This window comes from Pseudomonadota bacterium, assembly GCA_018242545.1.
Lineage (GTDB): Bacteria > Pseudomonadota > Alphaproteobacteria > 16-39-46 > 16-39-46 > 16-39-46.
The window spans coordinates 13524-27908 of the sequence record JAFEBT010000007.1 but is presented as its reverse complement, the minus strand read 5'-3'; the positions used below and the strand labels follow the sequence as shown (position 1 = coordinate 27908).

At 35.0% G+C, this 14385-nt stretch carries 15 protein-coding genes; 10 read left to right on the top strand and 5 right to left on the bottom strand.

Translation table 11 applies throughout. The annotated features are described in order from the left end of the window. Positions 1 to 5: 5 nt before the first annotated feature. From rplI to JSS34_02055, 4 genes are all read left to right on the top strand, one after another. On the top strand, positions 6 to 491 hold the full coding sequence (gene rplI / locus JSS34_02070) for a 50S ribosomal protein L9 (GenBank protein ID MBS0185131.1): 486 nt from the start codon (positions 6 to 8) through the stop codon (positions 489 to 491). Positions 492 to 518: 27 nt separating this feature from the next. After that, complete coding sequence (locus tag JSS34_02065; protein ID MBS0185130.1) at positions 519 to 1460, top strand: nucleoside hydrolase; 942 nt, start codon at positions 519 to 521, stop codon at positions 1458 to 1460. A 202-nt stretch (positions 1461 to 1662) separates the two neighbouring features. After that, the gene (locus JSS34_02060) at positions 1663 to 2844 is read left to right on the top strand and encodes an MFS transporter (protein ID MBS0185129.1); all 1182 of its coding nucleotides are present in this window, start codon (positions 1663 to 1665) and stop codon (positions 2842 to 2844) included. A gap of 163 nt (positions 2845 to 3007) precedes the next feature. Next, entirely contained in the window at positions 3008 to 3994 is a 987-nt protein-coding gene (locus tag JSS34_02055; GenBank protein MBS0185128.1) for a hypothetical protein, read from the top strand. 1010 nt (positions 3995 to 5004) lie between these two features. On the opposite strand, the gene JSS34_02050 is transcribed toward JSS34_02055, so the two are convergent. Both JSS34_02050 and JSS34_02045 read right to left on the bottom strand, forming a co-directional pair. Then, positions 5005 to 5175, bottom strand: coding sequence for a hypothetical protein (locus JSS34_02050; protein ID MBS0185127.1), 171 nt, complete (start codon positions 5173 to 5175; stop codon positions 5005 to 5007). 527 nt (positions 5176 to 5702) lie between these two features. Beyond that, positions 5703 to 6176: a hypothetical protein gene (locus JSS34_02045; protein MBS0185126.1), complete on the bottom strand. Its 474-nt coding sequence runs from the start codon at positions 6174 to 6176 to the stop codon at positions 5703 to 5705. 695 nt (positions 6177 to 6871) lie between these two features. On the opposite strand from JSS34_02045, the gene JSS34_02040 reads away from it, so the two are divergent. Next, a complete protein-coding gene (locus JSS34_02040; protein ID MBS0185125.1) occupies positions 6872 to 8428 on the top strand; it encodes a Fic family protein in 1557 nt (518 codons plus the stop codon). A gap of 131 nt (positions 8429 to 8559) precedes the next feature. Beyond that, complete coding sequence (locus JSS34_02035) at positions 8560 to 8979, top strand: VOC family protein (protein MBS0185124.1); 420 nt, start codon at positions 8560 to 8562, stop codon at positions 8977 to 8979. A 71-nt stretch (positions 8980 to 9050) separates the two neighbouring features. Here the strand turns inward: JSS34_02035 and JSS34_02030 are convergent, their stop codons facing one another. Further along, positions 9051 to 9440: a VOC family protein gene (locus tag JSS34_02030; protein MBS0185123.1), complete on the bottom strand. Its 390-nt coding sequence runs from the start codon at positions 9438 to 9440 to the stop codon at positions 9051 to 9053. 220 nt (positions 9441 to 9660) lie between these two features. Between JSS34_02030 and rpe the strand changes: the two genes are divergently transcribed. The 4 genes from rpe (at position 9661) to JSS34_02010 (ending at position 12169) form a co-directional block, all read left to right on the top strand. Further along, the gene (rpe, locus tag JSS34_02025; GenBank protein ID MBS0185122.1) at positions 9661 to 10341 is read left to right on the top strand and encodes a ribulose-phosphate 3-epimerase; all 681 of its coding nucleotides are present in this window, start codon (positions 9661 to 9663) and stop codon (positions 10339 to 10341) included. A gap of 7 nt (positions 10342 to 10348) precedes the next feature. Further along, complete coding sequence (locus tag JSS34_02020) at positions 10349 to 11134, top strand: methyltransferase domain-containing protein (GenBank protein ID MBS0185121.1); 786 nt, start codon at positions 10349 to 10351, stop codon at positions 11132 to 11134. Positions 11135 to 11156: 22 nt separating this feature from the next. Then, positions 11157 to 11744: a peptide deformylase gene (locus JSS34_02015; GenBank protein ID MBS0185120.1), complete on the top strand. Its 588-nt coding sequence runs from the start codon at positions 11157 to 11159 to the stop codon at positions 11742 to 11744. 140 nt (positions 11745 to 11884) lie between these two features. Next, entirely contained in the window at positions 11885 to 12169 is a 285-nt protein-coding gene (locus tag JSS34_02010) for a hypothetical protein (GenBank protein MBS0185119.1), read from the top strand. Positions 12170 to 12472: 303 nt separating this feature from the next. Here the strand turns inward: JSS34_02010 and JSS34_02005 are convergent, their stop codons facing one another. Further along, positions 12473 to 13750: a hypothetical protein gene (locus JSS34_02005; GenBank protein MBS0185118.1), complete on the bottom strand. Its 1278-nt coding sequence runs from the start codon at positions 13748 to 13750 to the stop codon at positions 12473 to 12475. Further along, complete coding sequence (locus JSS34_02000; GenBank protein MBS0185117.1) at positions 13719 to 14150, bottom strand: hypothetical protein; 432 nt, start codon at positions 14148 to 14150, stop codon at positions 13719 to 13721. Before JSS34_02000 ends, JSS34_02005 begins: the two co-directional genes overlap by 32 nt. Between the last annotated feature and the right edge of the window lie 235 nt (positions 14151 to 14385).

Below are 14385 nucleotides of genomic sequence, written 5' to 3'. Positions count from 1 at the left end.
AAAAAATGCAAGTTATTCTTTTGGAACGTGTTCCAAATTTGGGTCAAATAGGATCCGTTGTCGACGTTAAGCCAGGATATGCACGTAATTATCTATTGCCTAAAAAGAAAGCCCTTCGTGTAACCCCTGAAAATATTGCTATTTTTGAAAAGCAAAAAGCGCATCTGGAAGCTTCCAACTTAACGAAAAAGGCAGAAGCAGAAACATGTGCTCAAAAAATTCAAGGGTTTACGATTACATTGATTCGTCAAGCTGGAGATAGTGGGCATCTTTATGGATCTGTAACACCTCGCGATATTAGTGTTATATTAATGCAAAAAGGAATTGAGATAAAAAGATCTCAAATTGTTTTAAAAGCTCCAATAAAAGAAATTGGGATTTATGAGTGTGATCTTATTTTACATCCAGAGGTTATTGTTCCATTAACGCTGGTTGTAGCTCAGTCAGAAGAAGAAGCTCAAGCTAAAATGGCAGAGTCACAAAAATCATAAAGTTAGTCTTTAAAAGGAGAGGCGATCATGGCGCCGCGCGCCCTTATTTTTGATTGTGACCCTGGAACAGATGATGCTGTCGCTTTATTAATGGCTTTTGCGCATCCCGATCGCTTGAATATTTTAGGGGTTACAACGGTCGGGGGAAATGTTCCTCTAAAATATACATCTGTTAATGGCCTTAAGATTGCAGAACTTGCGCGGCGAGAAGATATCCCTGTCTTTGCAGGATGTGATCGACCTTTGGTTAAGCATGAATATTTAAGTGTAGAGGAAATTCATGGAAAAACGGGTCTTGCGGGGGTTAATTTCCCGGAGCCTAAAAGAGCTTTAGAAACAGAGCATGCTGTTGATTTTATCATACGCATGCTTATGCAAAGCCCTAAAAAAGTTACACTTGCAGTAACAGGCCCTCAAACAAACATTGCAATGGCCCTCGTAAAAGAACCTAAAATAGTTTCAAAAATAGATGAGATTGTTTTTATGGGGGGGTCTATTACAGAAGGGAATATAACACCGGCAGCTGAATTTAATTTCTTTATGGATCCCCATGCCGCGCATGTTGTTCTATCAAGTAAAATTAAAATGACTATGATGGGACTTGATGTCACCCATCAACTTGTCACGACCCCAGAGCGTCTTAAAGATATCCAAAAAATAGGCAATAAGCAATCTCAAGCTATTTTTGATATCTTGTCGTTTTCAGGAGCTTACGACATGAAACGTTATGAAATAGATGGTGGGCACATTCATGATGCGGTTGTTACGGCTTTTCTCCTAAAGCCTGATTTATTTTCGGGCCGTGATTGTCCTGTACAAGTAGAAATTGCAGGACATGTGACAATGGGACGTACATTAGTCGATTGGTATAACGTTAATAATTTAACCACAAACGTTAAGGTCATGCGGCATGTTGATATCGATGGCTTTTATGATCTTTTATTAGAATGTTTAAAAAGATATTCATAAGGGTAAAAATTTACGATTCCAACCTTGAGCAGGAAAAATGAAAATTTTGTCATAATTATTTCTAGATCATTGAATTTTTTTTCAAGACGTGTCTTTTTAAATATGATTTAATAAATAAAAGTAAAATGAGGGGGGTCTTTCTCTAAAAAATAAAAAATACCTTTAGCTTTAAAAATAAAATTTCATAAAGGGAGCTTAAAAAATGATACTATTAGAAAAAATCCTTAACAAATATGGTATAGAAAATCAGAAAGATTTTTATTTTATTATAACAATATTTGGAATTATATGTTTTATATCATCTTTTGGGAAGACATATGTCAATTTAGATCTTTATCAATTTTTTAAAAAAGGCTTAGTTTCCTGGAATTTTAGTATGCCTTTTTTAGGAGCTTTATTGGGAACGCTTTTTTTCCCAAAAATTCGTGGAAGAATGCTTTCAAAAAATATTCTGCAAATTTCTTTTGTGAGCCTATTTATTATCCTTGGGTTGATGATTTTTTTGATGTATACATGGTATGATTTTCCTTTGCGGTTTTTTATTGGCTTTTTTGTCGTGCTCATTTTTTTAGAGATATCTTGTTTTGAAGCAGAAATTTTTCAAGCCCCTTATCGTGCTACTTTGTTTAGTTTAGTGGGAATTGAAGGAGCACTTTTAAATTCTCTGGGATCTTCTTTTATCGGTTTTGTTCATTCTCCTTTGGAAGCTTTTGGCGTTTGTATGAGCGGTCTATTAATATGTTGTGGGCTTATTTTTATATGGAAAACACCTTCTGGGCAGAAGAAAAAATCTCTTGATAAAGGAACACCCAATTCTAAACAGGCTTTTTACAAAATTATTTGTATGTTTCCTTTTGTGTTTATTGCAATATTTATGATGGGGGGGTTAGGAGAAGGAATCTCGACTTATTTGCCAATATATTTTGAAAATCTTGGTTTGAATAAGGCAGATGCCGCTTTTGCATATTCTTTTGCAGGATTAGGAGGGTTGGTGTTAATGCCTCTTGCAGGAAGGATTGGAGATAAATATGGATATGAAGAAGCCTTTTTTCTTACAATTATACTGGGCCTTTTTGCAGTAAGTATGACGTTCTTTAATTCACAGACATATGTTCTTTCTTTTCTATTTTTTTTGATTAGTGGAACAAAGCAAGCTTTTATATCTTTGTCATCTGCATGGATTGCAACACAGTATTCTGGAAAAAGTCTTTCTTATGGTATGGCTACTTTTTCTTTAACGAAGATGGCAAGTCATGTTTTTGCACCTCTTAGTTTTGGAGCTTTAATGAACTCTTATGAAAATAGAGGTTTTTTACTCGGATGTTTGGGCGCATTCGGTATGACCTTTATTTTAATGATTTTACAAAACAAAAAATCATCCTAAGAAAATGTTTCTTTAAGGACTGATTTCGTTATATTCTCTTAAGCGGTTATTACAATGTATAGGCATGGAGTTCTTTATGCGTTTTTTTTTCAATAGATATTTTTTTGTTTTTTTTATGGTGTCAGTTTCAGTCTTGTTTTCGAATGCCAACATAGGAAAGGCTATGTGTATTTCAACAAAAGAAGAAATTGAGAGACTTATACCTAAAGGATGGCCTAAGAATGGTCTCTTAGTCTTCCCAGAAATGGGACGAGGTCCTTATTTAAAAGCAATAAGCAGTGCTAAAAAAAAGATTGAAATGGCGGCCTATAAATTATCGGATCCAAACATAATAAAAGCCCTTGTTGATCTGCGCAGAGAGAATTCCGATATTGAAATTGATCTCTTGATTCAACCAGAAACCTTCGCACATGAAAAAAGTGGTAATGTTGTCTCTCCCATCGAGTTCTTAAGAGAAAATGGAATTAAAGTTCACATCCTGTCTGGCAAATTTAACCAAGCCCATTATAAAATGCTTCTTATTGATGGAAAGTGGGGGATTGTTAGCACAGGAAATTTAGATCAAGAGTCTTTTGATGGGCTTAAAAGTGTGACGGCTGAACCATGCCGCGATTTTGCTCTTACAATTACAAACGCTGAGATGATTCAAGAGATGAGCCGTGTTTTTCAAGCGGATATTCATCACGAAGATGTGGTGCCAACACATCCTTTCTTAGTCTGGGGGCCTGATCAACAACGGCATGTTTTTTCCAAAATGATTAAATCTGCGACGCGATCCATTCGAATTTACCAGCAAGATTTCCAGGATATGGAAATTGCGCAGTTGGTAGCAAATGCTGCTGCTACTGGTATTAGGGTTGAAGTTATTATGATACCCTATCCCTTTAGCAAGACCAAAGATAACAATATTCCCAATCAACAGCTCATTCGGAAGGCTGGCGGGCATGTCTATCTTCATGGACGGCATTATATCCATGCAAAAATGCTTCTTATCGATGCGGAAGATCCTGGAGCAAGGCTTTTATGTCTAACATCGTGCAATTTCTACACACCTTCTCTTAATGGGACACGTGAACTTGGTGTTCAGACAAGGGACGAGGATCAAATTAGAGCTATATTGGGAATTTTCGAGTGCGATAAAAAAGCTTAAGAGAAGCAACTCAAATAGGGCAAACGTTTTAGTATATAAACTGACTATAGAAAGAATTGTATGCGGTTTTTATAAAAATTAATTTATTTTTCAAGGTGTTATATAGAAAACTTTAAATAATGAGATTTTTTTCTGTTTTTTTTGTTTAAACAGAATAAACTAAAGGGTAACAGATAAAAATAAAACCGAATGACTTAAATAAGGATAATAAAAATGAAAATCAAACAAATAGTCTGTGGGGCTTGCTTAGGATGTGTTCTCAGTAGTATTTCTCTCATCAGTATGTAAGTGCTGGTAAATCAACGGGCCCTTCCTATGCGGCTCTTGAAAGAGAATTACAACAGTATAATACTTTAGCAGATAAGACAAAAGTGTGTGAAGACTTATATCAAGAAAATATTGTATCTACGCGAATGGAGAAACTACATATGAATGATAGGGATAACAAGACCTATAGGTCTTATGCGAAGGTTACGCATCAGATTTGGGAAGAATATCACAAACTGGGATGTCCTAAAATTCTGGGGAAAAACCTTACCATATAAAGTTATTCTTTGGCTCTATAAAAGACTCTAAGAATTTAATGAGCTCTTTATAAATAAGAGGAAGAAATAGAAGATTTCTTTCTCTTTTTTAATTTAGTTTTTTTGACTTTAAATCTTTAAATAATAAGGAGGCACTTAACCAAAAGACGATATTAAAGAAGATATAAAAGACTCGAGAGTTTCGGAAGATTGAAGATGGTGGGACAAAAGAAGCGCAGCTTCTACCATATGAGAGCTTCTCAATGAGACTTTAGATTTGCGATGAATGCGAGCAGGCCTATATCTTACTACTTATGCTTTCAATAGGAAATGTTAGATCTTTTCCTTGGGGATGCCTTTTTTTAGGCAACAGTCTAAAAAAACCTCTCTCCTCATCCGTTATAAAACAACATGTTTCTGTATCTATGCGTGAGATAAGTTTTTTCGTACTGGCCTGGACATCCAAGAGATCGACGCGATATCCCATCAAGGGTTCTCTAGATCCATATTTTGTTTTTTTCCACTTACCAAATGCCAAAGCTCATCAATCATAACAATAACAGATTCAGAAACGGGATTGAGAGGCTTTACTTCTAAAGCTGATGTACTCTGAAGAGACAAGCAATTATATCCCCCTAAAGGCGCTACAATATGCATAAAGAACTATCCCGAATGATTTAAGATCAGAGTGAATTTCTTATCTCTTTGTGTCGGTATATTGGCATCCACACTTCTTATATTTGTATCTTTGAAATCCGCGTGTTTATCCAATTTTTACATATTTCGCTGATTGGCATTTCTTGCAAGTTATTTCAGACATTTGCTCACCTCCTTTATGGCTAAAAGGGTAGCATAGCGTTATTGTCCTTTCGTTAAGTATCTCATAATTTCAATAAGATAAAGTATTACTATCATATTTAGAGAATATGACCAAGAGACTCTTCATGGCTTTTCTTTAAAAGAAGAAAAGTTATTGCAAAATATAAATTAAATTTAATAAAAATTTTGGTAACCATTCACCCTAATAAACTTTAATGCCTTTATAAAATTGTGCTATTTTTTTAGGTATTCTCAAAATAACAAATTTTTACAAGATTGTGTTATTAAAGAGGTGAATAGTTATAAAGCCAAAATTTTCCCTTAAATTTATATGCTCATTTACTAATTTTAAACTTATAAGAAGCCTATACGGATTTTAGGATTAAAGTTCTTATATCTTCTTCAAAATGAGATAAAGAAGTCCTAGCATGCATCATATCTTGTTCCTCAATATTGATACCTTTTCCTGAAATAAAAGCATTGACAGATTGTAGGGTAGACGCGTTTACAGGAAGTCCTTCACCCATATGGATAAGAGCATTTGCTATCTTCATATTATGCATCGTAAGCATATTACGCATCATAGGCTCATCACCATTAGCAGCTTCGACAAGAGCAGAGGCGGCATAAATAGCGTCTTTATCATTTTGAAGTACATTGTCTTTTATAAAGTCCAATAGTGATTCGAAAAAAAGGAGAATATCGTCGGGAATATCCTTCTGAATCTGCAGAAGAATCTTGGTTATTTCTATGTTTTCTCGACTAAGTGTTGTTCCCGCTAGAGTAAGTTTTCGTGCAGCCTGACCAGCTCCTTTATCATTTTTAATTAAAGTGAACAAGCCTCCTTCTTCCTCATCTCTCTCAGCATCTGCAGTAGCACGTGGGGCAACTGGATGGGAGCTGTGATAACTTTTTCAGTGTCTTCAGGGCTCATAGAGAAAGCTACAGATTAAATACATGCAGTAATTAAAGCCACTGGTATTGTAAGCTTAATAAAATTAATTTTGATCATTTAAAGTTTTCCTTATTAATGTATTAATTAAGTAATAATATTCTTAAATTTAAACATATAGGAAACCTTATGATTTTATCAAGTTTTTTATAAAAAAAGCGCTTTTTGCATAAGAAAAACTCCTTAACTCTTTCAAGTATAAAGATTATTTAAAATGAATATTTTTTCATGTCCTACAATTTTTCTAAACCACACCTCTGCTATATTTATTAATAAGCAGCTCGGTAACGTACTACTTCAATTTGACTCTTTGCTTTTAGCATAAAAAGTTGAGAATCGCGTTACTTTTGTAATTTTTGTAAAAATTGGGCAAGTTCTGATGTGCAAGAAGTTTTTATTAAAACCTACCCAAAATGCGCGCTCTTTTTGCCGGCTGTCTATATTTTCTGCACGTCAAGCTGGAAAAAGTATGCTATTTAAATTTCATAAAACGAGGTTTATTTAAGAGTATTTCATGGAATGTAAGTGTTTTTCATGATATTCTCTTGAATATTACCATTTAGCATAAAGAAAGTATTTTTCATGAATCGAGTAAAAAATAATTGTTTTTCAGAAAAAATAAGCGTTTTTCAGGGAAAGGCTTTGCCCGAGAGTGATGGAAGTTTGGCAGGATATGCTGCTCTTATAAATGCGTATGATTTAAAAGTTCCCTTACCAGAAATGCTTTCTTTTATTAGTAACAAACATGTCCGTTATCAAACAGAAGAATGGGAGATCTATACCCTGCGTCATAAACCCGAAGATACGCTCCAAGGACATTTAAAGTTTTCTTTAAAATATGAGGGCGTGGATCTTGGAATTTTAAATGCGCTTTTTAAGAAAGTATCTCCAAAAGAAATTGAAGCATGGGTCAAAGAAGAGCCCGTAGGTCAATATAGTCGGCGGGTCTGGTTTTTCTATGAGTGGTTAAGAGATCAAAAACTTAACCTTCCAGATGCAGATACTGGAAATTATATAGAAGCAATAAATCCTTTGCAGCAGTATGAAACATTTCAAAGTATGTCTCATCGTCACCGCGTTATTAATAATTTGCCAGGAGGAAAAAACTTTTGCCCTCTTGTCAGGCGTACAGAAAAAATTGAAAATTTTAAAACACTTCATTTAAGTGAACTTGCCCATCAACAAACGGGCATGATCCATAAAGATGTTTTGACACGCGCGGCGGCATTTTTATTACTAAAAGATTCGCGTGCTTCTTTTGCAATTGAAGGTGAGAGTCATTTAAAGAATAGGGTTGAGCGATGGGGGCGTGCCATATCTCAAGCAGGCATTCGCCCTATAAATTTAGAAGAACTCTTAAGACTTCAAAGAATCGTTATTGAGGATACACGTTTTGTAAAACTCGGTCTTCGGGAAGATGGGGGATTTATTGGGGTTCATGAGAGAGGAACAGGTATGCCTCTTCCCGATCATATATCCGCTCATCCTAAGGATTTACCTCTTCTTTTGGAAGGAATGACACAAGCTTATAATGATCTTCATAAAAAAGAAAATATAGATCCTGTTATCCTTGCCGCAGTTATTGCGTTTGGTTTTGTTTTTATACATCCTTTTGTAGATGGAAATGGCCGTATTCAGCGTTACCTTATTCATCATGTTCTTGCAGATTTAGATTTTGCTCCAAAAGGAATCGTTTTTCCGATATCAGCTGTCATTTTAGAGCGCATTGATGAATATAGATGTGTCCTTGAGTCCTATTCAAAGCCTCGGCTCGAGTTCATTAATTGGCGTCCGACTAAAGAAGGAAACGTCGAGATCCTTAATGAAACCATTGATCTCTACCGGTATTTTGATGCCACACGTATGGTAGAGTTTCTCTATGATTGCGTCTCAGAAACAATTGAGAAGGTTCTTCCGGAAGAAATACGATATTTAGAATGCTATGATCGCATGAAAAAAGAAATTGAGAAATTCTTTGACATGCCAGATTATTTAACGGATTTATTGATTCATTTTTTAGAACAGAATAAAGGAAAACTTTCTAAAAGAGCAAAAGAAAGAGAATTTAAGGCGCTTTCAGAAGAAGAATGCGCTCACCTTGAAAACCTCTATAGGGAAATATTTATAAATCAAACTTAAGTTTAGGAAACGTCCTTCATTTCTAATTTCTTTTTGTTAAAGATAAGACTAATAATATTGCCAAGACACGTCCTTTATTTTATAGAGAGTAAGGTTCATCTGAGAACGCTTTCATAAAAAAGGAATAGCCCATGATAGACCATATTTCTTTCTCCGTGAATAATTATGCCCAGAGCTTAAAATTTTATGACGAAACATTAAAAATACTCGGCATTGAACGTCTTATGACGTTTGAGACACCGGAACAAAATGTGGCTGGATATGGAAGTCATGGAAAACCATTTTTCTGGATGGGATGTGATACTTCTCCAAACGAGGAGGAATTTGTTGGAAAAGCGCGGGGATTTCATATTGCTTTTCAAGCTCCAAATATAGAAGCTATAAAAGCTTGGCATAAAAAATGTTTAGAGCTTGGAGGAAAAAACAATGGAAATCCAGGCCCACGACCAGAATTCCATCCAGATTATTATGCAGCTTTTATTATTGATCCCAATGGGTGGAGATTAGAAGCTGTTCTTCTAAAGAATGAAAAAAATAAATCCCTTTCCTAAGGAGAGATCACTTCAATCCTTTGTTGTCTTGAAGTGAGCCACCTAGAAAATATGGTTTCCACTTTTTAAAATTAACAAGGTTTGGAACATTGCCACAATGCAATGTAAGCGCCTGTTGGATCTTGCAGAACCGCAAACTGTCCGTCTTCACCTGCAGAGCGCGCAGGAACTGTGATCTTTGCACCTAGGGTTTGAGCCTTTTCAACCGTGGCATCAAGATTATCAACACTGATATAGCTTGTCCAATGGGGAGGAATCGTTCCCTTTCCCTCGGGTGTCTGTAAAAGACCACCTACTTTTTTTTCGCGGCAGCAAATCATTGTATAGACCATGCCATCTTCCATGGTATGGTCTTCGTAAGTCCATCCCAAAAGTTTTGCATAAAAATCCTTGGCTTGCGGGACATTGTCTGTCATCAGTTCGTTCCAGCAAAATTCTCCATGTTGTGATCGTGTGCTCATGTGAAGTCCTCCTTTTTTTATGATATGGAAAATATTAACTTATAGAATACCAGCTTTGAAATCGAAAGTATATCTCTCAGTTAAAATTGAGTTGATTTAAAATTGCTTTAGATCTCAGTAGGATTTTTTCTTGCCCTCCTAAAAAATTTCATTTACCTTTTGGGCATATAAAATCTTCAGGAATTTTAAAGACATCTTTTAGTTGGAAACGCATAGAAAAATGTTCAAGATAAATACGCATCCTCTCATTGCTCCTTCTCTTCTTTCTGCGGATTTTTCTTGTTTAAAAGAAGAAGTTTTAGCTCTTGAGCATGCAGGAGCAGATTGGCTTCATTGGGATGTGATGGATGGGCATTATGTCCCCAATCTAACTTTTGGCCCTATGGTGGTTAAAGCCTTGAGACCCATAACTGAGCTCCCTTTTGATATTCATTTAATGATCGAGCCTGTCACACCTTTCATAGAAGCTTTTGCAAAAGCAGGGGGCGATTATATTACTTTCCATCCAGAAGCAAGCCTTGATCCTCTTAAGGACATCAACTTGATAAAAAGTTTTGGAAAAAAAGTGGGATTGTCTTTGAATCCAGAAACACCGCTTGAAACACTATTTCCGTTTCTTGATAAACTTGATCTTGTTTTAATTATGACAGTTTCACCAGGATTTGGAGGACAAAGTTTTAAAGAAGCTCCCCTTGAAAAAGTTGAAAAACTCCGCATATTAATTAAACAAAATAATCTTTCTCTTCTAATCTCTGTTGATGGTGGTATTACACCTCAAACAGCAAAAAGTGCTTTAACGTATGGCGCCGACGTTCTTGTTGCAGGGACGAGCATTCTTTCCCATAAAAATCATTACAAAAAGGCTATTAAGGCATTGCGTTATCCCTTTGAAAATGCATAAAGAACTTATGACAAGTTCTGTACCTCCTCAAATTTTTTGTAAGTCGACCTTAAAACAGCATCGTTTAAAAGCTTTTGCTCTTTTAAAGGACAATGATCCTCTTGTTCGCATCGTGGAAGCTAACCTTCTCCTTCGCATTAAAGACTTTAAAAGAGATTTTCATAAAATTTTGACTCTTGGTTTTAGAAGCGGCGCATTAAGAGATTTTATGCCACAGTTTTCTAAAAATTCCAATGTAATTTCAGGGTTTCCTTTAGCGCCGATACCTTATACAGACTTTGTTTTTGATGAAGAAAACTTGCCTATTTCTTCTGAAAAATTTGATCTTATTATCAGTGCTCTTCATCTTCATACCGTAAATGATCTTCCTGGAAGTTTAATACAGCTCTATGATGCTTTAAAACCCCAAGGCCTTTTTATAGGTGCGTTTCTAGGAGGAGAAACCTTAAAGGAATTTCGAACAGCTTTTTTAAAAGCTGAGATGTTTTTAAAAAATGGAATTTCTGCGCGCTTTTCTCCCCAGATCGATATAAAGCAAGGAGCGGCTCTTTTGAAGAGAGCTGGATTTAAAACACCTATCTCTGAATCTCATTCAATGACATTTTATTATGAAACACCATTTGACTTATGTTCTCATCTAAAAGCGCTTTCTGAAACAAATAGTCTTTTGAGGCGCTCAAAAGGGTTGACAACACCACGTCTTTTAAAAGAGGTTTTTCAAGTTTATGAAAGCGTTAATGATCATTTTCCATTAACATTTGAGGTCATTTATATGACGGCTTGGCGCGTATAAATTTAATGAAGGATAAAGAATTATGACAACTTCGTTTCTTCAAAATGTACCTTTTTTTGTTATTGAAAATAAAGACCATCAAAATGTTTTGAGAAGTATTTCTCATCCTGTCACTTTTCCCTTATCACAGGAAGATAAGGAGCTTATTAAAACCTTGAAGCATAAGGTTAATATTACAGAGTTCTGCGGGGGTCTTGCAGCTCCTCAAATTGGGATTTCAAAGCGTATTATTGCCTTTCAAGTGATGGAAAAGGTTCTTAAATTTAGGCGCGATGTTGAATTTTTAATGCCTATGACAATACTTATAAATCCTTCTTATATGCCCCATGCAGAGGAAGGAAAGTCTTTAGATTGGGAAGGTTGTTTTTCAGTGCAATCACAGATGGGAAAAGTATGGCATTTTAAAACAATAACATATTTTGGACAGACAGAAGAAGGTGAGTCTATTGAAGGGATAGCCCGTGGATATCTTGCCCGTCTTCTCCAACATGAAATTGATCATTTAGATGGAAAATTAGCGATTGATTTTTATGATCCTTTATCTCCTCGAGGCCCTCTGGAAGAAATGCGTAAAATTCGGCTCAAAGAAATAGAAGATCTTCAAAGTTGAGTATTTTTAAATTTTAATTATGAAAAATTAAAAATTATTTTTTTAGGACTCTTTTAGGCCAAAGGTATTCATAATGTTTACGTTTCGTCAAATTTAAGATATGTTTTTAGCCATAGGCTCAGTTTTTCTAAGAGGCAAAAATGGATTGGACACAAGCATTTACAATTATTTTAACGATTATAACCTCTATGGTTGCTGTTTGGTATGCCTTTTATCAGATTGCGAAAGCCGATATTAAAGAGAATCGTGAGGAGTTTTTAATTTTTCGACAAAAATCAGATAAAGAATCTGAATATTTTCGAAAAGAAATGAGAGAAGAGTTCTCCAAAGTCCATGCGTTGTGGGCAGATTTATTGAAGAAAATTTATGAGATTGAAAAACAGACATATGCAATCAAGTTGGATCAGTCTCGGAGAAAATCTTAAAGCTAAAATTTACAAAAAGCAGATGCTTGTTTTTTTTAAGTTGTGGAAAAAACTCTTAACTTTAGACAGAATGTTAAATTTTTAAGACCAATAGGAACGGTTATAAATTATTCTATTGATTATTTAAATGGAAAATCACGCCAAGGGTCCCATAGGAGAAATGCATAAAATCCCACTCAAAGAAGTGGAAGACCTTTAAAATTGAAAACTTTAAAAATTATTTTTTAAGACTCTTTTAGCTGACCTTTGACTTTTAAAAATTTAATAATTTTTGATGTCAAAATCCTTTATTTTCCATGCTCCTCACAGAGGTGTTACAACAAGAGGTGCTATGGAACGTGATAATTCTTCTTCGAGAGCTTCCAAAAACTCATCAGACTTACTTTTTTTCTTACGGGAAGAAGCAGGTGGTGACAATAGCCCTTGAGATGGTTTAGATTGATATTTCTTTTCTAGTTTTTTAAAGGCAGTGATAAATCTATCGCGTTCAGAAGCATCTTTTTTGGAAAGAGCTTCGATCATTATAAAATAGAGTGAAGGAGATGTTAAATTTAACGTATCAACGACCATTTTAATCTTTTTCCTATCATCAAAAGGGCGCTGAGCTAATCCCTGTAGAGCTTCTATCTTCTGTTCTAAAAGCCTTGGGCCGCTTCTCTCACGAAAGACTCTTATTTTTTCGGATAGGTCCCTAAAAAATTCAAAAAACCAATCCTTTTCTTCTTTTTCTTTAGAAATTTCTTGATTCTCATTTGCACTCTTCGCTGCAACAGATAAAAGTATTTGTACCTCCCTTCCATTTTGGAGGTTCAAGCATATTAGGTTATGCAGCGCATTATCCAATCGATTTGAACCAGGAGATGTTTCAGTATCAATTCCTTCTATCATTAATGCATGACTCATTATTTTAATAAAAGAGTCTTCATCCATGACCCAACCTTGTTTATTTAAATCAACCATAAATGGCGTAAATTTTCGAAGAGTTGGAACAATAATGCTTTTATATTTTATTGGAGCGAGTTTTTTTAGGATCTGTAAAAATCTCTCACCATTATGGGGAACTAAACAAGTAGGAGCGGAATCTAAACAAGTAACAGTCTCAAAAATTGGTTTGATAGGTAAAAGTGATTTTAACAGATGAACGATCTCTATGAAAGAGGTAGTTCTTGTCGATGTTTCAAAAGATAAACCTCCAAGTACTGTCCTCATCTGTTCATCAAAGCTCTCGTCTGTGTCTTCTAAAATTTTTAGAAAAGACTCAAAAACACCGATTGCGCGTGGGTCTCGCTCTGAAAATACAAGCTGCGTTAAGGATATACATTTTCTAATTTTGGGTTCTGAAACGTGGTCATACGCGCTAAGTTTAAACATAAGACTTGGGGATTTCTGATCAGGTGTGCCGTGCCAGATAATCTCTGATGTCATCAAAGGAGAGAAAAGGCTAACGTGGTGTCTTATTCTTTCCAGACGTTCTGTAAAATTTATCACAAAATCGGTTTTTGGTAAGGAGGAGATCAGTAAAATACTTTCTCGATAAGAGTTTATAACGTCATAAAATATACATAAAAAAAATTTGAACATCACCTTTTCCATAAATTTTCATTATATTTGTTGTTTCTCTTAAGACAACTTCTACAGAATTATCTTCTTTTTCTTTGTGTGGAATGGTAGCAAAAGTTCTAAAAAATCTGAAAATTGGTTCGTCATGTGTTAAAGTAGACGATTGTGGGGCCTGGTTTATTCCTATCCCCGATGTTGCGAGTGCTTCTAAAATCCATGGTTCATCCTTGACCTGAACAAGTTGTCTTATCCTTGATTGATCTTGAGAATCTAAGTGGTTGATATAATTTTGTAAGGTGTTAGATTTTAAGGCATGCTCCGTGGGATCTTCTAGAATAGGTTCTAAGGCCCTAGCATTTTGCATTCCAAAAAGAAAAAAATTTATGCTAACCAAAAAAAGAATGTAGGAAAAAATATTCATTGAAAGTCCTATAAAAAGAGCAAAAAACCACAAAAAAACGCTAAGTTTTTTATCGATAAAAGAGAAAAGGGGGTATATCATAAGATATAAAGGTTATCAATCCTGTTTCTTTTTGATTCTTACCAGTCAAAATTTTTATCTGTTTTCAAACCATTAAACAAGAAAAAAGAGTTTTTACAGAAAGTACTTTACACATAATCTATTTTTAAATTAAGGATGTAGGTATAGATTTTTT